The following is a 20,587-nucleotide window of genomic DNA, read 5'->3' on the forward strand; positions in this document are numbered from 1 at the left end:
GGGGGGCGGAGGGTGGCTGTCACATCCATGGCGGCCCTCGTGCGGTAAACTCGGAGGCTCGCCGGATTCCGGAACCACCGCCGCACCCGACCATGAACAGCCCGTACGACACGAACAACATTTTCGCGAAGATCCTGCGCGGGGAAATTCCGTGCCACAAGGTCTATGAAGATGCCGAGACCATCGCCTTCATGGACATCATGCCGCAATCGGATGGCCACACGCTGGTAGTGCCCAAGGAGGCCGCCGTCAATCTGTTCGATTTGTCGGAAGCCGGCGCCCAGGCCGCCATCCGCACCACGCAGCGCGTCGCGCGCGCGGTGCGCCAGGCGTTCAATCCGGACGGGCTGTCGATTGGCCAGTTCAACGGCGCGGCAGCCGGCCAGACCGTACCGCACATCCATTTCCATATCGTGCCGCGCTATGCCGACCAGACGCTGCGCGGCCACGCGCGTGACATGCAGGACCCGGACCTGCTCAAGAAGCACGCGGAGCGCATCATCGCCGCGCTGCGCGAACAGGCAGCCTGATCTGGCACGAACCCCAAACATATAACCAGCAAAGAGGAAGAAGAGATGGCAATCAGGACAGTGGGCATCGTGGGTGCCGGCACCATGGGCAACGGCATCGCGCAGGCTTGTGCGGTGGTGGGCCTGGACGTGGTGATGGTGGATATCAGCGACGCAGCGGTGCAGAAGGGCATCGCCACCGTCGCCGGCAGCCTGGACCGCCTGATCAAGAAGGACAAGATCAGCGAAGCCGACAAGATGACTGCGCTCGCGCGCATCCACGGCAGCACCGCGTATGACGACCTGAAGAAGGCCGATATCGTGATCGAGGCCGCCACCGAGAACTTTGACCTGAAGGTCAAGATCCTCAAGCAGATCGACAGCATCGTCGGCGAGAACGTCATCATTGCTTCGAACACGTCGTCGATCTCGATCACCAAGCTGGCCGCCGTGACGAGTCGCCCCGAGCGCTTCATCGGCATGCACTTCTTCAACCCGGTGCCGGTGATGGCGCTGGTGGAACTGATCCGCGGCCTGCAGACCAGCGACGCGGCTCACGCCGATGTCGAGGCGCTGGCCAAGGAACTGGGCAAGTACCCGATCACCGTCAAGAACAGCCCGGGCTTCGTCGTCAACCGCATCCTGTGCCCGATGATCAACGAAGCCTTCTGCGTGCTCGGTGAAGGCCTGGCCTCGCCGGAAGAGATCGACGAAGGCATGAAGCTCGGCTGCAACCATCCGATCGGCCCCCTGGCACTGGCCGACATGATCGGCCTGGACACCATGCTGGCAGTGATGGAAGTGCTGTACACAGAATTTGCCGACCCGAAGTATCGTCCGGCCATGCTGATGCGCGAGATGGTGGCTGCGGGGTATCTGGGCCGCAAGACTGGCCGTGGCGTGTACGTCTACAGCAAGTAATCCCTACCGCCTGCGCGTGTTGCCCTGACGCAACGCGCGATGTGCAGTAATCGCCGGCCGCCTTTCAGGCGGCCGGTCCGCTTTTGACGTGAATTCGGGCGTTGGCGGCGCGCTGCGAAAGCCGCTTACACGGATTCATATGCGGAAACAATTCCCCGTCACCCGTTACGCGTTTCGCGCGTTAGAGTGAATCATGGATGCAATACAAAAGAGGAATCAAATGATCCGCCCCCTGCTTGCCACTCTGACGCTCGGTGCGCTGTCGCTGGCAGCGAGCCCGGCGATGGCACATGTTGATGTTGGTGTGAGTATCGGCGTGCCCGCCCCGGTGTATGTCGCGCCGGCACCCGTCTATGCCCCGCCGCCGCAGCCGGTCTATGTGGCGCCGCCGCCGCCTGTCGTGTATGGCCCGCCGCCCGTTGCCTATGGCCCGGCTCCGGTGGTGGTTGCGCCGGCCCTCGTGATCGGCTGGCATGGTGACCGCTACTGGGACGGCCGACGCTGGTGGGGACGCGAGCAGTACTACGGCCATCGCCACCATCACGACCACGATCGCTGGTGATCGCTGGTCATTGCCCTCCGGGGGCAGGGTCCGATTTCGCCTATAACTGAAGTCGCCCCTGCTCATCACCGGAGACGGCAATGCTAAGAACCTGTCTGGCTGTCCTGCTGCTGGCCCTGTCGCTCCCCGGTTGTATTTCCGTCAGCAGCAGCGATCCGAATCCTCCTGCCAATAATGCTGCGGCGAGGCCGTCGTCCGGAACTACGGTCACATGTACGCAGTTGCCGTGCTATTGAGCGCTGGCAGGGGCTGACGGACTTCTCTCCGCGCCCATCGGATGGGAGAGCGGCGAAACCCGGACCAACCCGTCCTCCTGCTGTTCCGACCCAATCCGCCTGACCTGCATCATGACGTCGTCCGCGAAGACCGCGATGGGTGCGAGCGGCAGCCCGGCATGGCGCAGCGCGTTGGCTGTCCACGTATTGCACGTATAGAGCAGGCTGTAAGCGGCTGTTGCTGACAGGTAGGCGCCGCCTTCGTAGGGCCCGGCGCCAAGCGGTATGGCGCCGCCGTCAGCATTCCTTTCCACGGCGTTGCGCAGGTAGGTCTGCAGTCCTTCAAGCCCGGCATCGCCGACGGCCAGGCTCACCACATTCTCCGCCCCGAACGCATCCGCCGGCGGCGCGCGCAGCGCGGTCATCAGCACCACGCCGCGCCCGGGCACCAGCGCCAGCAGCATGGTGCCGATCCCATGATTGCGCCGGACCACATACGAGCGGTCGCCGAAACCGAAGCACAGATAGCGCACGTCCTCGAACCCGCTGGCGAGGCTGTGCACGCCGGCGCCTGCATCCTCGCTGCGCAGGCAGACGTCGGTGTGCCAGTCGCGCGCGACCACGGCGATCGTGGCGGCAACCGGGATGGCTGGCGTGGTGGACGGTGCAGGCGGCAGCGGCGCGCATGCGGCAGACGCCAAAGCGGCCGCGCCGGTCAGAAGGCGAATGGTACGTGCAAAGGCGCGGCGCACGTTCAGCGCAGCAGGATCAGGCGCGGCACGGCGTCGGCGCCGCTCCAAACGATGGCGTTCTGGCCGTACTTCGTACCGAGCATGCGGGCGGCTTCCAGCGAGATGCCCGGTACAAGGAAGCTCGGCTCCCCGGGCCAGCCGTTGCCCGGATGCTGCCCGATGCCCGGGATGGCCGCGAAGCCGAGTTGCGCGAGTTCATCGGCCAGCGCGTGTTGGCGTGCGTCGTTTTGCGAGGCATCGCACGGCTGGCTGAACGGATTGGCGGCGGTGATGAACGCGCTCGATGTCACCTTCAGGCGTTCGTGCAATGCAACTAGCGGTGCGCTCGGTTCGTCGATCTTCAGTGTCAGCGGCGCATCGCCATGCACGCGGTACTCGGTTTCGCGATAGGCCTGCAGCGTGGCGTTATCGATCGCGGAGCGCGCTGGCATCGCATCACTCGCCGTACTGGCGCAGTCCTTCCAGGTCCAGCACTTCGATCACGCCATAGTCCACGCGCACCAGGCCCTGCTGCTCGAGCACCTTGAGCGCCTGGTTGGCGCGCTGGCGCGAAATGCCGGCGAGCAGGCCGATCTCTTCCTGCGAGATCTCCAGCGTGTTGCCGATACCGGGATAGAGATGCTCATTGAACAGCGACGAGACTGCGCGCGCCACGCGCGAGTCGATATCGAGCAGGCGTTCGTACTCAACCGCCGCGATGAACTGGCCGAGTCGCTCGTTGAACTGCGTGAGCAGGAAACGCGTGAACGGCAGGCTGGTATCCAGCAACCACTGAAAAGTGTCGCGCGGCAGGAACGCGATGGTCGAGCGGCGCAATGCCATCACGTCGTACTTGCGGATCTCCGACTTGAGCACCGCGCCCTCGCCGAACCAGCCGCCGGTCGGTACGCCGGTGAACGTGACCGACTTGCCGGACGGCGACACGGTAGTGATCTTGACGATGCCTTCGAGCACGCCCAGCCAGTGCTCGGCGATTTCACCCTTATGACAAACGTAGTCGCCTTGCGTGTACTCGCGCACAAACATCGCGCGGCGGACGCGATCACGCTGCTCGGCACTGAGGTCAGCGGCCCACACACAACGGTCGACAAAATCGTTCAGCATGGCGAAAAAATCATTGTGTAGGGATTAACCCGGAATTGTCACCGGCGTGACAACCGGGGGGGAAGGCATCGGCTATCTTACGTTCACCACGGAGCCGGCAAGTGCCACAAGGCAAGACAACAAACAGGGCACGACGGGCTTGATGCGCCGCGGCATGACTGCCGCCAGGCAAAACAGGCCAAGTATAACGACCGGACCGGCGCTTGACACCGCGAGTGGATCCCCACCGCGGAGGGACAGGAGACAGCGATGCAGGAATCGTCGGCGACGACCTTCCCGCGATTGCTGCTGGAGCACGCCCGGCAGCGGCCGGCGCATCCGGCATATCGCGAAAAGGATCTCGGCATCTGGCAAACATACAGCTGGTCACAGGCGGCGCAGGAGGTCAGGGCGCTTGCTTGCGGGCTTGCGGCATTGGGATTCACGCGCGGCATGAACCTGGCGGTGGTGGGCGACAACCGCCCGCGCCTGTACTGGGCCATGACCGCCGCACAGGCCCTGGGCGGCGTGCCGGTGCCCTTGTACCAGGACGCCATTGCGAATGAAATGGTCTACGTGCTCAACGACGCGGAGATCGACTTCGCGATCGTCGAGGACCAGGAGCAGGTGGACAAGCTGCTGGAAGTCGAAGAGCAGCTTGCCGCTTCCGGCCGCAGCGTGCGGCACGTGATCTACGAAGATCCGCGCGGCCTGCGCGACTACGATCATCCGTCGCTGATGTCGTACGAGCGCCTGCAGGAAATCGGGCGCGAGTTCGACCAGGCGCATCCCGGCTTCTATGACGCATCGATTGTCGCGGGATCGCCCGAGGACACGGCCATTATCCTCTATACATCGGGTACCACCGGCAAGCCCAAGGGCGTTTGCCACGCGCATCGGGGCCTGATCGGCTCGGCGCAGAACGGTTGCGGCTTCGACGGCCTGACGGCGAAGGACGACGTGCTGTCCTACCTGCCGATGGCGTGGGTTGGCGACAACCTGTTCTCGTATGCGCAGGCCATGGTGGCCGGCTTCACGGTGAACTGCCCCGAATCGCGCGAGACCGTGATGACGGACTTGCGCGAGATCGGCCCAACCTATTACTTCGCGCCGCCGCGCATCTATGAAGGGTTGCTCACGCAGGTGATGATCCGCATGGAAGACGCAGGCTGGATCAAGCGCAAGCTGTTCCATTGGGCCATGGACGTCGCGCGCCGCTGCGGCGCCGACATCCTCGACGGCAAGCACGTCGGACTGGCCGAACGCATGCGTTACGCCGCCGGCGAGTTCCTGGTCTACGGGCCGCTGCGCAACGTGCTCGGCATGAGCCGCATCCGCGTGGGCTATACCGCTGGCGAGGCGATCGGCCCGGACCTGTTCCGCTTCTATCGTTCGATCGGCGTGAACCTCAAGCAGTTCTATGGCCAGACCGAAACCTGCGCCTATGTCTGCCTGCAGCCCGATGGTCAGGTGAAGTTCGATTCCGTGGGGCCCGCGGCACCGGGCATGGAAATCCGCATCGCCGACAACGGCGAAGTGCTCGTGCGTGGCGTAGGTCTGCTGAAGTCCTACTACAAGCGCGACGATGCCACGCGCGAGGCCATCAACGACGAGGGCTACTTCATGACCGGCGATGCCGGCGTGATCGATGCCGACGGCCATCTCAAGATCATCGACCGCGCCAAGGACGTGGGCAAGCTTGCCGACGGCTCGATGTTCGCGCCCAAGTACATCGAGAACAAGCTCAAGTTCTTTCCGTACATCAAGGAAGCGGTGGCTTTCGGCACGGGCCGCGACAAGGTGTGCGCGTTCATCAATATCGATTTCGACGCGGTGGGCAACTGGGCCGAGCGCCGTCACCTGCCGTACGCCGGCTATGTGGATCTCGCGGGCCAGCCTGACGTGATCGCGATGATCGGCGAATGCGTCGAACAGGTGAATGCCGACCTCGTCAACGACGGCATGCTGGCCGGCTCGCAGATCGCGCGCTTCCTGATTTTGCACAAGGAGCTTGATCCGGATGACGACGAACTGACCCGCACGCGCAAGGTGCGGCGCGGCTTTATCGCAGAGAAGTACGCGGTGCTGGTCGATGCGCTGTATGCGGGCAAGTCCGAGCAGTTCATCGAGACGCGCGTCAAGTTCGAGGACGGGCGCGAGGGCAGCGTGTCGGCCACGCTGAAGCTGATGGATGCCAAACGCCTGCCGCCGGCGGCACGCGCGGCATGAGCAGGGGAGCGAAAGCATGACGCAAGTGGCCTGGCAAGGAACGGACCGCATGCCCGCGGCGCGTACGGACGCGAGCGGTGCAATGCCTGGTGGCGGCGCCATCGCGCCGGTTGGCCCGATGGCGCCCGATACGCGGGCTGATCTCGGCCTGCAGACCGGCACGCGGCATTCGCAGCAGACGCATGAGCACGCGCGCACCGGCGGCGAGGTGATCCTCGACCTGCAGAACATCTCGCTGTCGTTCGGCGGCGTGAAGGCGCTGACGGACATCTCGTTCAATGTGTGCGAGCACGAGATCCGCGCGATCATCGGCCCCAATGGCGCGGGCAAGAGTTCGATGCTGAACGTGATCAACGGCGTGTATCACCCGCAACAGGGTCGCATCGTGTTCCGTGGCGAGGAACGCCGCCAGATGCACCCGACCGCCGCTGCGCGCCAGGGCATCGCGCGCACGTTCCAGAACATCGCGCTGTTCAAGGGCATGACCGTGCTCGACAACATCATGACCGGCCGCAACACGCAGTTCCGCACGAGCTTCCTCGCCCATGCGCTGTGGTGGGGCCCGGCGCGCAACGAGGAAATGCGGCACCGTCAGAAGGTGGAAGAGGTGATCGACTTTCTGGAAATCCAGTCGATCCGGAAGACGCCGGTCGGGCGCCTGCCGTACGGCTTGCAGAAGCGTGTGGAGCTGGCACGCGCGCTAGCGGCCGAGCCGTCGATGCTGCTGCTCGACGAGCCGATGGCCGGCATGAACGTGGAAGAGAAGCAGGACATGTGCCGCTTCATCCTGGACGTGAACCGCCAGTTCGGCACCACCATCGTGCTGATCGAGCACGACATGGGCGTGGTGATGGATATCTCGGACCGCGTGGTGGTACTCGACTACGGCAAGAAGATCGGTGACGGGACGCCGGAAGAGGTGAAGGCGAATCCAGATGTGATCAAGGCCTACCTCGGTACGTCGCACTGAGCCCGCACGCGGCTTTCCATTCAACTGATTCCACCGGAACGCAGCCATGACGTTCTTCATTGAAATCCTGCTCGGCGGCTTGCTGTCGGGCCTGATGTACTCGCTGGTGGCGCTGGGCTTCGTGCTGATCTACAAGGCCTCCGGCGTGTTCAACTTCGCGCAGGGCGCGATGGTGTACTTCGCCGCGCTGGCCGTGGTGGGCCTGATGGACAAGGGCCTGCCGATGTGGGCCGCCGTGATCGGCGCCTTCGTGGTGATGATCCTCGTCGGTATGAGCACCGAGCGCTTCGTGTTGCGAAAGCTGGTCAACCAGCCGCCGATCACGCTGTTCATGGCGACCATCGGCCTGTCGTTCTTCCTCGAAGGACTGGGGCCGCTGCTGTTCGGCAACGAAGTGCGCCCGATCAATCTCGGCATCGTCGATGAGCCGATCGAAGCCATCCTCACGCGCTTCAACGTCGTTCTCTCCAAGTTCGATCTCGCTGCCGCCGCGATCGCAGGTCTGCTGGTCGGTTCGCTCGCGCTGTTCTTCCAGTACACGAAGGTTGGACGCGCGCTGCGCGCCGTTGCCGATGACCATCAGGCCGCGCTGTCGCTGGGCATTCCGCTGCAGCATATCTGGGCGATCGTGTGGGGCGTTGCAGGCTTTGTGGCACTGGTGGCCGGCATGCTGTGGGGCTCGCGCAATGGCGTGCAGTTCGCGCTGACGCTGACCGCGCTGAAGGCGCTGCCGGTGCTGATTCTTGGCGGCTTCACCTCGGTGCCGGGCGCCATCGTTGGCGGGCTGATCATCGGCGCGTCGGAGAAGCTCGCCGAGATCTACATCCCGCCGGTGTTCCAGTCGGCGTTCGGCGGAAACTTCGGCGGCATCGAAGGCTGGTTCCCGTATGTGTTCGCGCTGCTCTTCCTGCTGGTCCGTCCGGAAGGGCTGTTCGGCGAGAAGCACATCGACCGCGTCTGAACTGACTACGCTCCAGGAGACTTTCCATGTTCTATCGTGAAGCCGGCCAGTTCAAGACGAGCTACGTCTCGGACAGCCAGATCTTCCCCATCCGTCAGGACCGCATCGGCTTTGCGGTGCTGATGGCGGTGGCCTTCGGCGTGATTCCGTTCGTTGGGTCGGAATACTGGTTCTCGGCCATCCTGATTCCGTTCCTGATCTTCTCGCTCGCGGCGCTGGGGCTGAACATCCTCACGGGCTACGCAGGCCAACTGTCGCTTGGTACGGCCGCTTTCATGGCGGTGGGTGCCTACGCCGCGTACAACTTCCAGCTTCGCATCGAGGGGATGCCGGTGCTGCTCACCTTCATCCTCGCCGGCCTGTCGGCGGCGGTGGTGGGCGTGGCCTTCGGCTTGCCGTCGCTGCGCATCAAGGGCTTTTATCTCGCGGTCGCCACGCTCGCCGCGCAGTTCTTCGTAGTGTGGGCGCTGACCAAGTTCCCCTGGTTCTCCAACAACAGCTCGTCGGGCGTGATCACGGCGCAGCGGCTGGACCTGTTCGGCATCGCCATCGACACGCCGGTGAAGAAGTATCTGTTCGTGCTGGCCCTCGTCACCGTACTGGCGTTCATCGCCAAGAACCTGGTGCGCTCGGCCACGGGCCGTGCATGGATGTCGGTGCGCGACATGGACGTGGCAGCGGAAGTCATCGGCATTCCGCTGATGCGCACCAAGCTGCTGGCCTTTGCCGTGAGCTCGTTCTACTGCGGCGTGGCCGGCGCGCTGTATGCGTTCTGCTATCTCGGCTCGGTCGAGCCGGACGGCTTCTCGCTGGACCTGTCGTTCCGCGTGTTGTTCATGATCATCATCGGCGGCGTGGGCAGCATCCTGGGTTCGTTCCTTGGCGCGGCGTTCATCCTGCTGCTGCCGATCTTCCTGGACAACGTGCTGCCGCCGCTCGCATCGCTGCTGCACCTGCCGTTCACGAATGCCACGGTGTCGCATATCCAGTTGATGGTGTTCGGTGGCCTGATCATCTTCTTCCTGATCGTCGAGCCGCACGGGCTTGCGCGGTTGTGGCAGATCTCCAAGGAGAAACTCAGGCTGTGGCCGTTCCCGCACTGACCGTCGCACCGCTTATCGTTTTCTGACGTAGTTCGATCCAACGGGTACCCCATAACAAACGCACCTGCCAAGGTGAAGGAGACTGTCATGACAACCCTGATTCGCAATGTGCAGCGTGCCGTGCTGGCCGCGAGCGCCGCGGCCGCACTGATGGCGCCGGCGGCATCCGCACTGGCGCAGGCCAACGAGCAGTTCGTGGCATTGCCGAGCTACCGCGTAGGCCCGTATGGCGCCAACGGGCAGTCCTGGTATGGCGGCTTCGTCGACTACCTGAACTACGTCAACCTCAAGGACGGTGGCGTCAACGGCGTCAAGCTGAGCTGGGAAGAGTGCGAGACCGAATACAACAACGCCAAGGGTGTGGAGTGCTATGAACGCCTGAAGGCGAAAAACGCCACCACCAAGGGCACCGCCTATCACTCGATGTCGACGGGCATCTCGTACGCGCTGGTCGACAAGACCGCGGCCGACAAGGTGCCGCTGGTGATGATGGGCTACGGCCGCACCGATGCGGTGGATGGCTCTGTGTTCCCCTATGCCTTCCCGCTGGTGACGACCTACCAGATGCAGGTGTCGGCCATCGTGAAATACCTGGCGACCAAGAATGGCGGCTCGCTCGCCGGCAAGAAGATCGTCTACCTGTACCACGACTCGGCCTATGGCAAGGAACCGATCGTCGCGCTGCAGGCCGAGGCCAAGCTGGGCAAGTTCAACCTGGTGGAGATTCCGGTGGCGCACCCAGGCAACGAGCAGGGCGCGCAGTGGCTGAAGATCCGCCAGGAAAACCCGGACTACGTGATCTTCTGGGGCTGGGGCGTGATGAACCAGACCGCGCTGAAGGCAGCGCAGAAGGTGGGCTTCCCGCGTGACAAGATGATCGGCTCGTGGTGGGCGGGCTCCGAAGAGGACACCGTGCCGGCCGGCGAAGCCGCCAAGGGTTATATGAGCGCTACCTGGAACGTGGCGGGCCGCGGCGTGCCGCTGATCGCCGACATCGACAAGGTGGTGTACGGCGCGGGCAAGGGCAATATGCAGGACAAGAACAAGGTTGGCTCGGTGCTCTACAACCGTGGTGTTTCCGCGGCTGTGGTGACCGTGGAGGCGGTGCGTGTGGCACAGGAGAAGTTCGGCAAGGGCAAGCCGATGACCGGCGATCAGATGCGCTGGGCGTTCGAGAACCTGAACCTGACCAACGCACGCCTGCAGCAGCTCGGGGCGACCGGCCTGCTGCCGGAGATCAAGACGAGCTGCGACAACCATGAGGGCTCGGGGAAGGTGAAGATCCAGCAGTGGGACGGCACCAAGTGGGTCGTGGTGTCCGACTGGATCGAAGGCAACAAGAACCTGATCCACCCGCTGTTCAAGGCGACCGCGGCGCAGTACGCGAAGGAGAAGGGAATCACGCCGGGGTGCATGAAGTCGTGATTGCTGCGGCAGTGAACGCTGCCAGTTGTGTGCTCTCCGCTCGTGCGTGCACGGGCGGAGAGGCCCCAGACATTTGAGAGCCGTACCATGACCCTTCTCTCCGTCAACAATATCGAAGTCATCTACGATCACGTGATCCTGGTGCTCAAGGGCGTATCGCTCGAAGTGCCGGAGGGCAAGATCGTCGCGCTGCTGGGCGCCAACGGTGCGGGCAAGACCACCACGCTCAAGGCCATCTCCAACCTGCTGCATGCGGAGCGCGGTGACGTCACCAAGGGCTCGGTCGAATACCGCGGCGACCGCGTCGACCAGCTCACGCCGAACGACCTGGTCCGGCGTGGCGTGATCCAGGTGATGGAGGGCCGCCACTGCTTCGCCCACCTCACCATCGAAGAGAACCTGCTGACCGGAGCCTACACGCGCGGCCTGTCGCGCGGAGAAACGCGCGACGAGCTGGAGAAGATCTACGCCTACTTCCCGCGCCTGAAGACGCGCCGCAAGTCGCAGGCGGGCTATACCTCCGGCGGCGAGCAGCAGATGTGCGCGATCGGCCGGGCCATGATGGCCAAGCCCGCGATGATCCTGCTCGACGAGCCGTCGATGGGCCTCGCGCCGCAGATCGTCGAGGAGATCTTCGAGATCGTGCGCGACCTGAACACGCGTGAGAAGGTCAGCTTCCTGCTGGCCGAGCAGAACACCATGGTGGCGCTGCGCTATGCCGACTACGGCTACATCCTGGAGAACGGCCGCGTGGTGATGGACGGCGACGCCGAGTCGCTGCGCACCAATGAGGACGTCAAGGAGTTCTACCTTGGCGTGGCCGCCAACGACGCGGAGGGTGGAGAGCGCAAGTCGTTCCGCGATGTGAAGAGCTATCGCCGCAGAAAGCGCTGGCTGGCGTGACGCACTCCGGTTGCTTGCCACGTCCCCTCAGCGGAAGAGGGGCGCAACACCCGCCGAATTCACCGAACTTATTCGTCGTATCCCACCATGCCTGAATACTTCGATTCGCTCGAAACCCGTGCGCCGGAAGTCCGCGAGCAGGCGCTGCTGGCCGCACTGTCCCGCCAGGTAGCCCATGCCCGTGCGCATGCGCCTTACTTCGCGGAACTTCTGCGCGACGTGGATCCCGCCACGCTGACCACGCGCGAAGCGCTGGCCGCGCTGCCGGTAACACGCAAGTCGGACCTGACCGCGCGGCAAAAGGCCATGCCGCCGCTGGGCGGCCTAAATGCCACGCCGATCGGCGGCCTGCGCCACATCTTCCAGTCGCCGGGCCCGATCCACGAGCCCGATGGCCACGACGCCGACTGGTGGCGTATCGCACGCGCCATGTTCGCGGCTGGGTTCCGCGCTGGCGAACTGGTCTACAACACCTTCTCCTATCACTTCACGCCGGCCGGCATGATGATGGAGACGGGCGCGCATCGGCTCGGCTGCTGCGTGTTCCCCGCAGGTGTCGGACAAACCGAGTCGCAGGTGCAGGCGCTGGCCAGCCTGCAGCCGTCCGCCTACGCGGGCACGCCGTCGTTTCTCAAGCTGCTGCTGGATCGTGGCGCGGAAATGGGCACGCCATGCCACAGCCTGTCCAAAGCGCTGGTCTCTGGCGAGGCATTGCCGCCATCGCTGCGCGGCTGGTTCCAGGAGCGCGGCATCCGCGTGCAGCAGATGTATGGCTCGGCCGATCTCGGACTCATCGCTTACGAAACGGACGGCGGCGATGGATGGGTCGTCGATGAAAACGTGCTCGTCGAGATCGTCGAACCGGGCGGCACGCGGCCGATGCCCGAAGGCGAGACCGGCGAGGTCGTGGTGACCGTGCTCGGCAATGGCGACTATCCGTTGATCCGCTTTGGTACGGGCGACCTGTCGGCGATCGTCGCCGATTCTTCGCATCGCGCGAGCCCTTGCGGGCGCACCAATGTCCGCCTTAAGGGCTGGCTCGGGCGCGCCGACCAGACTACCAAAGTCAAGGGCATGTTCGTGCATCCGGGGCAAGTCGCGGACGTGCTGCGCCGCCATCCGGAAATCCGGGCTGCGCGGCTGGTCGTGACCGGAACCATGGGTGCCGACGTGATGACGCTGCATTGCGACGCCGCTCGCGACGACGACGGGCTGAAACAGGCCGTGGCGGAGTCGTTGCGCGAAGTGATGCGCCTGCGCGGCGAGGTGGCGTTCGTGCAGGCAGGGTCATTGCCGCAGGACGGCAAGGTAATCGAGGACGCCCGCCGCTACGATTAGCGGTTTAATTGCCGTGCCCGCCCGGCGGCCGGGTGGGCAGGCGCAGCATCCAGATGCTGACGGCGGCCGCACACGCAATCAGGGCGGCCGACGCCAGAGGCCGCGCACGCATCAGCCACGCGGTGGCACTCATCGACGTCCACATCATCACGAGTGCCAGGCATTTCGCGCGCAGCGGAATGCTGTGATGGCGCTGCCAGTCGCTGACCAGCGGCCCGAAGCGCGGATGCTCGAGCAACCAGCCATGAAAGCGCTCCGACCCACGTGCAAAACAGGCCGCAGCCAGCAGCACGAACGGCGTGGTGGGAAGCACCGGCAGAAAAATGCCGATGATCCCGAGCAGCAGGCTCAACGCTCCCAGCGTCACCCACATTGCGCGCAGCAGCCGCTGCCGGCGGCTCAGTTCGACCGCGGCAGCGAGATTCGGGGCAGGGGAGTTGCGGGGCTCGGGCTGCAACGGCTGGGGGCAAGCTTAGCGCGCGATACCCAGCCGCGCTTTGGCGGCGTCGTACTCGGTCTTCATGCGCGCGATGATCTCTCCAGCGGGCGGGATGTCGTGGATCTGGCCCACGCCCTGGCCGGCGCCCCAGATGTCCTTCCACGCCTTGGTCTTGGAGCTGCCGCTGGAAAAGTCCATCTTGGTCTTGTCGGCCACCGGCAGGTTCTCCGGATCGAGGCCGGCACCGACGATGCTCTCGCGGATGTAGTTGCCGTGTACGCCCGTGAACAGGTTGGTGTAGATGATGTCGGCGGCGGCCGAATCGGTGATCGACTGCTTGTACGCTTCGTTCGCGTGCGCTTCCTGCGAGGCAATGAAGCGCGTGCCCACGTAGGCAAAGTCAGCGCCCATGGCCTGCGCCGCCAGCACGGCGTCACCGGTGGCGATCGACCCTGACAGCGCAATCGGGCCGTCGAAGATCTTGCGCACCTCGCCAACCAGCGCGAACGGCGACAGCATGCCGGCATGGCCGCCCGCGCCGGCGGCGACCAGGATCAACCCGTCGACACCCGCTTCGAGCGCTTTCTCGGCATGGCGCAGGTTGATCACGTCATGCAGCACGATGCCTCCGTAGCTGTGCACGGCGTCGATCATCTCCCTGACCGGCGCGCGCAGCGACGTGATGAAGATCGGCACCTTGTGGTCCACGCAGACCTTCACGTCGTGTTCAAGGCGCGCGTTGGACGTATGCACGATCTGGTTCACCGCGATCGGGCCGACCGGCTTGCCCGGATTGGCGGCCTGGAAGCTGGCCAGCTCCTCCTGCATCTGCGTGAGCCATTCGTCGAGCAGCTCCGCCGGGCGCGCATTCAGCGCCGGGAACGAACCGACGATGCCAGCCTTGCACTGCGCCAGCACCAGTTCCGGATAGCTGACGATAAACATCGGCGAGGCGATGACGGGAAGAGCCAGGTTTTGGAGCGCCTGAGGCAGTTGTCTTGCGGCGGGCATGATGTCTCCTGAGCCACGTGCGGGCGCCGGTGGCACCCTGAAATGAACGGTCGTTCGATTATAGGGATTTTCCGATTGCAGGGGCTAGAAGCGTCAATCTACGCCAAATCGGGGAATCGTCGGGGCGGTGCGCAACCGCGGGGCGGCTTACGCCGCGACTACGCGCTCAACGCAGCTACCATCTCCTTCGCCGCCTGCTGCAACTCCGGCACAAACCGCCGCGTCGCCTCTGCCGGACTGATCGCTTGCTCCAGATAAACGACATTCAGGCTCGCCAGCACCCGCCCCTCCGCCTGGATCGCTACGGCCACCGCCCCGATCTTCTTCTGATCCGCCCAGTCACCATGATTCGACCCGAATCCATCCTTGCGGGTCTGCCGGATCAGGTTGCGGATATACGCGTCATCCATCGCCAGCTTGAACTGCTGTTCGCCGCCCGCGCCAGAGCGCAGCACTTCGAGAATGTCTTCGCGTTCGGCATCCGGGCACATCGAGAAATACACGCGGCCCGCGGAGGTCAGCAGGATCGGCAGCCGCCTGCCGACCATGGAGCGGTGAAACGACAGCGGGCTGAAGCGGTGCGTGGTTTCGCGGATGATCATGGCGTCGCCGTCGGGCGTGGTCAGGTCGGACGGCCACACTACGCGCTGCAGGAGCCGTCCCATGATCGGCGGCGCGATGGTGGCGATGCGTTCGTCGTCGGTGAAGCCTTCGCTGAGCGCGCGCACGTCGAGTGTCAGGCGGAAGCTGTCGTCCGATGTACTGCGCCGCACGAAGCCTTCTTCGACCAGTGTTTCCAGCAAACGCCGCACGGTGGTCCGGTGCAGGCCCGTGGCCTCGCTGAGCTGCTGGCTGGTGGCACGGCCGTTTTCCATGGCATTGAGCGCCCGCAGCACCTGCAGGCCGCGTGACAACCCCCGCACGTTGGCGTACTTGGTCATCGAAAATCCTTAAAAATCAAAGATGTGCACTCCTTGCACATTTTATAGAAATGTTTGAGCGCGCGCTGGCGGATGCCTAGACTCCTCTGAAAATCGCAAATCCACGGAGACGCCCCCAATGACCCGCCTGATCCGTCGCCGGCGCCGCAGTTCCGGCGCCTGACCCCAGCCGGCATCGCCGGCCACCTGATTCCAATTCATCGCAGCAGAGCCAATACGCGCCACAGCGGCGCGGGGGCGCGCTCGTGCCTTGCACAGTAGGAGACCTATGAACACCACGGCCACGCAGACGGTACACGCCGACCGTCTTCCCGATGTCGATACCGACGTCGCCATCATCGGCGCGGGCCCGGTCGGGCTGATGATCGCCAACATTCTCGGCCTGCAGGGCGTGCGCGTCACGGTCGTCGAAAAGCTGGACCAACTGATCGACTATCCGCGCGCCATCGGCCTCGACGACGAAGCGCTGCGCGTGTTCCAGGCGATCGGGCTTGCCGACACGCTGCTGCCGCACACCACGCCTGACCACTGGATGCGCTTCGTCACGAAGGACGGCCATTGCTTCGCGTCCATCGAGCCGCGCACCGACGAGTTCGGCTGGTCGCGCCGCAATGCGTTCATCCAGCCGTTGGCCGACCGCGTGCTGTTCGAGGGCCTGCAGCGCTTCGAGCACGTGCAGGTGCTGTTCGGCCACGGTGTCGAGGCGTTCACGCAGGACGGCCACGGCGTCAGTGTCGAGGTGACCACCAGCGCCGGCCGGCGCCGCACGATCCGCGCCGCGTACATGGTCGGCGCGGACGGCGGCAACAGCATTGTGCGCCGCGCGCTGCAGGTGCCGTTCGAAGGGCGTACCAAGCCGAACCAGTGGATCGTCGTCGACGTGCGCAACGACCCGGTCGGTTCGCCGCACATCTACATGCACTGCGATCACGAGCGCCCCTATGTTTCGGCCGCGCTGCCGCACGGTATCCGCCGCTTCGAGTTCATGGTGATGCCGGGCGAGACCGAAGAGGAGCTGTCGAAGCCCGAGAACATGGCCGCGCTGATCCGCAAGGTGGTGGCCGATCCGGACAAGGTCGACTACATCCGCAAGCGCGTGTACACACACAACGCCCGGCTCGCCTCGACGTTCCGCGTCGATCGCGTGCTGCTGGCTGGCGACGCCGCGCACATCATGCCGGTGTGGCAAGGGCAGGGCTACAACAGCGGCATCCGCGACGCCAACAACCTAGGCTGGAAGCTCGCGATGGTCGCGAAGGGCCTTGCCGATGGCCGGCTGCTCGACACCTACACAGCCGAACGCCGTGCGCATGCGCGTTCGATGATCCACCTGTCCGAAGTGGCAGGCGACATCTTCGCACCGAACACGCGCTTCGGCGTGCGCTTCCGCGACGCCTTCGTGCGCAGCTTCAACGTGTTGCCCGCGGTCAAGCGCTACTTCATCGAGATGCGGTTCAAGCCGATGCCGCGCTATGAGGAAGGCGTGGTGCTGCTGCCGCCGCCGCAACATCGCGGCGGCTGGCTCGCCCGCATGCTGGAACGCGCCGGCAACTCGGCACCGGGACGCCTGCTTGGCCTGATGAGCGAGAAACGCGAGTCGTTCCTCGGTCGCCTGGTGTATGGCAAGGATCCGCTGGCCGGCTCGCCCGTGGGCCGCATGTTCATCCAGCCGCGCGTACGTACTGCCGATGATCGCCTCGCGCTGCTCGACGACGCCATCGGCAATGGTTTTGCCGTGATCGGCTGGGGCACCGATCCGACCTTCGGCCTGACGCCGCAGGCACGCGCGCTCGCCGAGAAGGCCGGCATGCGCTTCGTACTCGCCAAGCCTGATGTGCAACTGCGTCACGGCGACGACGTGCCCGATGGGGTGATCGCGATCGGCGATGCAAGCGGCCGCCTGAAGGAATGGTTCAGCCGCCTGCCGCAGTCGGTGGTCCTGCTGCGTCCGGATCGCTTCGTTGCGGGCGTGTGCTCGCCCCAGCAGGTGTCGGAGGCCATCACTGAACTCGCCGGCAAGCTCGGCATGACGGAGGTGCCGCCTTATGCCGAGGCCTCTACCCCTTCCAAGACGTCGCGCCCCGTGCTCGACCCCGTCACCGTTACCCAGGCAGCAGGAGCATGAAGATGCCGATCCAACTGGAATGTCTGTCGCATACGCCGTTGCACGGCTACGTCGACCCCGCGCCCGAAGTCGTCGCCGAGGTCGAGCGCGTACAGGCTGCGGCGCGCGATCGCGTGCGTGCATTCGATCCCGAACTGGTCGTGGTCTTTGCGCCGGACCACTTCAACGGCTTCTTCTATGACGTGATGCCGCCGTTCTGCATCGGCGCAGCCGCCACCGCGATCGGTGACTTCAAGAGCCTGGCCGGCAAGCTGCCTGTGCCGGCGGACCTCGCTCTGTCGCTGGCCGAAAGCGTGATGGCCGCCGATATCGATGTCGCGCTGTCGCACCGCATGCAGGTCGACCATGGCTGCGCGGATGCGCTCGCGGCATTGACCGGCAGCCTGGATCGCTATCCGGTCATCCCCGTGTTCATCAATTCCGTGGCGCCGCCGATGGCGACACTGCGCCGCGCGCGCCTGCTCGGCGATGCGGTCGGCCGCTTCCTGTCGCGTACCGGCAAGCGTGTGCTGGTGGTCGGTTCTGGCGGCATCTCGCATGAGCCGCCGGTGCCGGAGTTGGCCGGCGCCAGCGAGGAAGTTGCCGAACGCCTGATCGCAGGACGCAACCCGTCGCCCGAATCGCGCGCCGCGCGCCAGGCCCGCACTGTTGCCGCCGCGAAGGCTTTCGTCGCGGGCGACAGCCACCTGCATCCGCTCAATCCCGAGTGGGACCGCGCATTCCTGTCGCTGCTCGCTTCCGGTGAACTCACCGCCGTCGATGGCATGACCAACGACGCGATCACGCGCGACGGCGGCAAGTCGGCGCACGAGATTCGCACGTGGGTGGCTGCATTCGGTGCGCTGGCTGCGTACGGGCCGTATCGCGCATCGCTCGATTTCTACCGCGCGATTCCTGAGTGGATCGCGGGCTTCGCCACCATGCATGCCGAGCCTGCAGCGGTCTGACCCGATCAAGGAGAACCCCGATGACTGAACCTAATTTCGTCAACGCCATCGCAGCACGCCTGCGCGATGCCGAGGCCACGCGCCAGACCGTCGCGCCGGTGCGTGGCGAGATCGCGATCGATGACATCGCCACCGCGTATGCCGTGCAGCAGGCCAACGTCGACGCGCGCCTCGCACAAGGCGAACGCATCGTCGGCCGCAAGATCGGCCTGACTTCGCTGGCCGTGCAGAAGCAGCTCGGCGTCGACCAGCCCGACTTCGGCGCGCTGTTCGCGAGCATGGCGTATGGCGACAGCCAGCCGATGCCGCTGTCGCGCCTGATCCAGCCGAAGGTCGAAGCCGAGATCGCACTGGTGCTCGAGCACGACCTGACGCACGAGCGTCATACGTTTGCCGACATCCTGCGCGCGAGCGCCTACGCGCTGGCGGCAATCGAGGTCGTCGACAGCCGCATCCAGAACTGGGACATTCGCTTTGTCGATACCGTCGCCGACAACGCGTCGAGCGCGCTGTTCGTGCTCGGTAGCCGTCCGGTGCCGCTGTCCGCCGTCGATCTCACTGCATGCGCGATGACGCTGTCGCGCGACGGAGAAGTGCTGTCGCGCGGCAACGGTGCGGCCTGCCTCGGCAACCCGCTCAATGCGGCGGTCTGGCTTGCGGATCGCATGGTGCAGCTCGGCACGCCGCTGCGTGCTGGAGACGTGGTGCTGACCGGTGCGCTCGGCCCGATGGTCGCCGTGACCGAGCCCGGCACCTACACCACCGAAATCGAAGGACTCGGCAGCGTCCGCGCGACGTTCGCCGCATAAGCCGTCACCAAGAGCGGCACACACAGACAAAAGCGGAGACAAGAATGCAACCATCAAACAGCAGCGGCGCTAACGGGCGCAGCACAACAAGCAGCATCACCACCATCGGCCTGTGCCTGGCCATCGCCCTGCTGGAGGGGCTTGACTTGCAATCAGCCGGCGTCGCCGCGCCCCGCATAGCAAAGGAGTTCTCGCTGTCGGTGGCGCAAATGGGCTGGGCCTTCAGTGCCGGCGCCATCGGCCTGCTGCCGGGCGCGGCGCTGGGCGGCCGGCTGGCTGATCGGCTGGGCCGCAAGCGCGTGCTGATGCTGTCGGTCGCGCTGTTCGGCGCGTTCTCGCTGGCGACGACGCTCGTGTGGAACTTTGAAAGCCTGCTGGCCGCGCGCCTGCTGACGGGCCTGGGCCTCGGCGCCGCCATGCCCAACCTGATCGCGCTGTGCTCGGAAGCGGCGTCGCCCGCGCAGCGCAGCACCGCCGTTGGCGCGATGTACTGCGGCATGCCGTTCGGCGCAGCACTCGCCGCCGCGATCGGGATCGTCAGCCCCGCTGACGAAGGCTGGCGGCACATCTTCTACGTGGGCGGCTTCGGGCCACTGCTGATGGTGCCGCTGCTCGCGCTGTGGCTGTCCGAATCGGCACAGTTCGTCGAAGCAAAGTCGCAATCGGTGAAGCGCACCGAAGCCACGCCGGGCTTTGTCGAGGCGTTGTGCGGCGACGGCCGTACGCGTACCACGCTCGCGCTGTGGATCAGCTATCTGGGCACGCTGATCGTGCTGTATTTCCTGATGAACTGGCTGCCCTCGATGGTGCTGTCCAACGGCCTGACACGAACGCAGGCGGGCATCGCAATGATGATGTTCAACATCGGTGGCGGCATCGGTGCGGTGGGCATCGCCAACGTGATGGACCGCTTCAGCCGCCGCCTCACGGTGGTCGGCATGTACGTGGGCATCGGCGCCGCACTGGCGGGGCTGTCCGGCGCGGGCGGCAGTACTTCGATGGCGGTCGGCGCATTCTTCTGCGGCCTGTTCCTCGTGGGCGGGCAGTCGGTGCTGTACGCGCTGGCCGGCCAGGCCTATCCGACGCAGGTGCGCGGCACAGGCGTAGGCGCGGCAGTCGCAATCGGCCGGCTGGGCTCGATCCTCGGGCCGCTCGTCGCCGGGCAATTGTTCGCGCTGGGCCAGAGTGCGTCGATGCTGGTAGCCGCGAGCATTCCGCTGATCGTCATCGCCGCACTCGCCGCGCTGGCGGTGGTGGGTTCATTCTCGCCGCGCCTGGCATCCGGCGCGGCAGTTCCAGGCGGGCGCGGCGCGTGAGCGGCGCACTGTCAGCACATTCCATTCC

At 65.1% G+C, this 20,587-nt stretch carries 20 protein-coding genes; 14 read left to right on the top strand and 6 right to left on the bottom strand.

Annotated features, from left to right (window positions below):
• The first annotated feature begins 92 nt into the window (after positions 1-92).
• From ACIGJG_RS01290 to ACIGJG_RS01300, 3 genes are all read left to right on the top strand, one after another.
• Positions 93-530 (top strand): HIT family protein, encoded by a 438-nt coding sequence (locus tag ACIGJG_RS01290; RefSeq protein ID WP_011296444.1) that lies wholly within the window; start codon positions 93-95, stop codon positions 528-530.
• A gap of 45 nt (positions 531-575) precedes the next feature.
• Positions 576-1,430, top strand: coding sequence for a 3-hydroxybutyryl-CoA dehydrogenase (locus tag ACIGJG_RS01295; RefSeq protein ID WP_011296445.1), 855 nt, complete (start codon positions 576-578; stop codon positions 1,428-1,430).
• A 220-nt stretch (positions 1,431-1,650) separates the two neighbouring features.
• The gene (locus ACIGJG_RS01300) at positions 1,651-1,992 is read left to right on the top strand and encodes a hypothetical protein (RefSeq protein ID WP_011296446.1); all 342 of its coding nucleotides are present in this window, start codon (positions 1,651-1,653) and stop codon (positions 1,990-1,992) included.
• A 229-nt stretch (positions 1,993-2,221) separates the two neighbouring features.
• Here the strand turns inward: ACIGJG_RS01300 and ACIGJG_RS01305 are convergent, their stop codons facing one another.
• The 3 genes from ACIGJG_RS01305 to ACIGJG_RS01315 are packed head-to-tail and all read right to left on the bottom strand — an operon-like array spanning position 2,222 to position 4,063.
• The gene (locus tag ACIGJG_RS01305) at positions 2,222-2,908 is read right to left on the bottom strand and encodes a DUF2459 domain-containing protein (RefSeq protein ID WP_166486974.1); all 687 of its coding nucleotides are present in this window, start codon (positions 2,906-2,908) and stop codon (positions 2,222-2,224) included.
• 53 nt (positions 2,909-2,961) lie between these two features.
• Positions 2,962-3,390: a DUF3293 domain-containing protein gene (locus tag ACIGJG_RS01310; RefSeq protein WP_483672673.1), complete on the bottom strand. Its 429-nt coding sequence runs from the start codon at positions 3,388-3,390 to the stop codon at positions 2,962-2,964.
• A gap of 4 nt (positions 3,391-3,394) precedes the next feature.
• Positions 3,395-4,063 (bottom strand): Crp/Fnr family transcriptional regulator, encoded by a 669-nt coding sequence (locus tag ACIGJG_RS01315; protein ID WP_011296449.1) that lies wholly within the window; start codon positions 4,061-4,063, stop codon positions 3,395-3,397.
• A 249-nt stretch (positions 4,064-4,312) separates the two neighbouring features.
• On the opposite strand from ACIGJG_RS01315, the gene ACIGJG_RS01320 reads away from it, so the two are divergent.
• From ACIGJG_RS01320 to ACIGJG_RS01350, 7 genes are all read left to right on the top strand, one after another.
• Entirely contained in the window at positions 4,313-6,271 is a 1,959-nt protein-coding gene (locus ACIGJG_RS01320; RefSeq protein ID WP_483672674.1) for an AMP-dependent synthetase/ligase, read from the top strand.
• Positions 6,272-6,287: 16 nt separating this feature from the next.
• Complete coding sequence (locus tag ACIGJG_RS01325) at positions 6,288-7,241, top strand: ABC transporter ATP-binding protein (protein ID WP_041679450.1); 954 nt, start codon at positions 6,288-6,290, stop codon at positions 7,239-7,241.
• A 46-nt stretch (positions 7,242-7,287) separates the two neighbouring features.
• On the top strand, positions 7,288-8,202 hold the full coding sequence (locus ACIGJG_RS01330) for a branched-chain amino acid ABC transporter permease (protein WP_011296452.1): 915 nt from the start codon (positions 7,288-7,290) through the stop codon (positions 8,200-8,202).
• 26 nt (positions 8,203-8,228) lie between these two features.
• Positions 8,229-9,305, top strand: a complete 1,077-nt coding sequence (locus ACIGJG_RS01335; protein ID WP_011296453.1) for a branched-chain amino acid ABC transporter permease — start codon at positions 8,229-8,231, stop codon at positions 9,303-9,305.
• A gap of 87 nt (positions 9,306-9,392) precedes the next feature.
• Positions 9,393-10,730 carry an ABC transporter substrate-binding protein gene (locus ACIGJG_RS01340; protein WP_011296454.1) on the top strand — a complete coding sequence of 446 codons (1,338 nt, stop codon included), beginning with the start codon at positions 9,393-9,395 and terminating at the stop codon, positions 10,728-10,730.
• A gap of 87 nt (positions 10,731-10,817) precedes the next feature.
• Positions 10,818-11,633, top strand: a complete 816-nt coding sequence (locus ACIGJG_RS01345) for an ABC transporter ATP-binding protein (RefSeq protein WP_011296455.1) — start codon at positions 10,818-10,820, stop codon at positions 11,631-11,633.
• A gap of 87 nt (positions 11,634-11,720) precedes the next feature.
• A complete protein-coding gene (locus ACIGJG_RS01350) occupies positions 11,721-12,971 on the top strand; it encodes a phenylacetate--CoA ligase family protein (RefSeq protein WP_140949338.1) in 1,251 nt (416 codons plus the stop codon).
• A gap of 4 nt (positions 12,972-12,975) precedes the next feature.
• On the opposite strand, the gene ACIGJG_RS01355 is transcribed toward ACIGJG_RS01350, so the two are convergent.
• The 3 genes from ACIGJG_RS01355 to ACIGJG_RS01365 all read right to left on the bottom strand — a co-directional run bounded on the left by ACIGJG_RS01355 (position 12,976) and on the right by ACIGJG_RS01365 (position 15,362).
• Positions 12,976-13,344, bottom strand: coding sequence for a YbaN family protein (locus tag ACIGJG_RS01355; RefSeq protein WP_011296457.1), 369 nt, complete (start codon positions 13,342-13,344; stop codon positions 12,976-12,978).
• Between the two features lie 99 nt (positions 13,345-13,443).
• Positions 13,444-14,421: an NAD(P)H-dependent flavin oxidoreductase gene (locus ACIGJG_RS01360; protein ID WP_220631234.1), complete on the bottom strand. Its 978-nt coding sequence runs from the start codon at positions 14,419-14,421 to the stop codon at positions 13,444-13,446.
• A 158-nt stretch (positions 14,422-14,579) separates the two neighbouring features.
• A complete protein-coding gene (locus tag ACIGJG_RS01365; protein WP_140949337.1) occupies positions 14,580-15,362 on the bottom strand; it encodes a DNA-binding transcriptional regulator in 783 nt (260 codons plus the stop codon).
• A gap of 268 nt (positions 15,363-15,630) precedes the next feature.
• On the opposite strand from ACIGJG_RS01365, the gene ACIGJG_RS01370 reads away from it, so the two are divergent.
• The 4 genes from ACIGJG_RS01370 to mhpT are packed head-to-tail and all read left to right on the top strand — an operon-like array spanning position 15,631 to position 20,559.
• Complete coding sequence (locus ACIGJG_RS01370; protein WP_140949336.1) at positions 15,631-17,487, top strand: bifunctional 3-(3-hydroxy-phenyl)propionate/3-hydroxycinnamic acid hydroxylase; 1,857 nt, start codon at positions 15,631-15,633, stop codon at positions 17,485-17,487.
• A gap of 2 nt (positions 17,488-17,489) precedes the next feature.
• Positions 17,490-18,434, top strand: coding sequence for a 3-carboxyethylcatechol 2,3-dioxygenase (locus ACIGJG_RS01375; protein ID WP_220631235.1), 945 nt, complete (start codon positions 17,490-17,492; stop codon positions 18,432-18,434).
• A gap of 20 nt (positions 18,435-18,454) precedes the next feature.
• On the top strand, positions 18,455-19,243 hold the full coding sequence (gene mhpD, locus ACIGJG_RS01380; RefSeq protein WP_140949334.1) for a 2-keto-4-pentenoate hydratase: 789 nt from the start codon (positions 18,455-18,457) through the stop codon (positions 19,241-19,243).
• Positions 19,244-19,287: 44 nt separating this feature from the next.
• Positions 19,288-20,559, top strand: a complete 1,272-nt coding sequence (gene mhpT, locus ACIGJG_RS01385) for a 3-(3-hydroxy-phenyl)propionate transporter MhpT (protein WP_011296463.1) — start codon at positions 19,288-19,290, stop codon at positions 20,557-20,559.
• The last annotated feature ends 28 nt before the right edge of the window (positions 20,560-20,587 follow it).

This window comes from Cupriavidus sp. C1SS-2L (assembly GCF_057073735.1).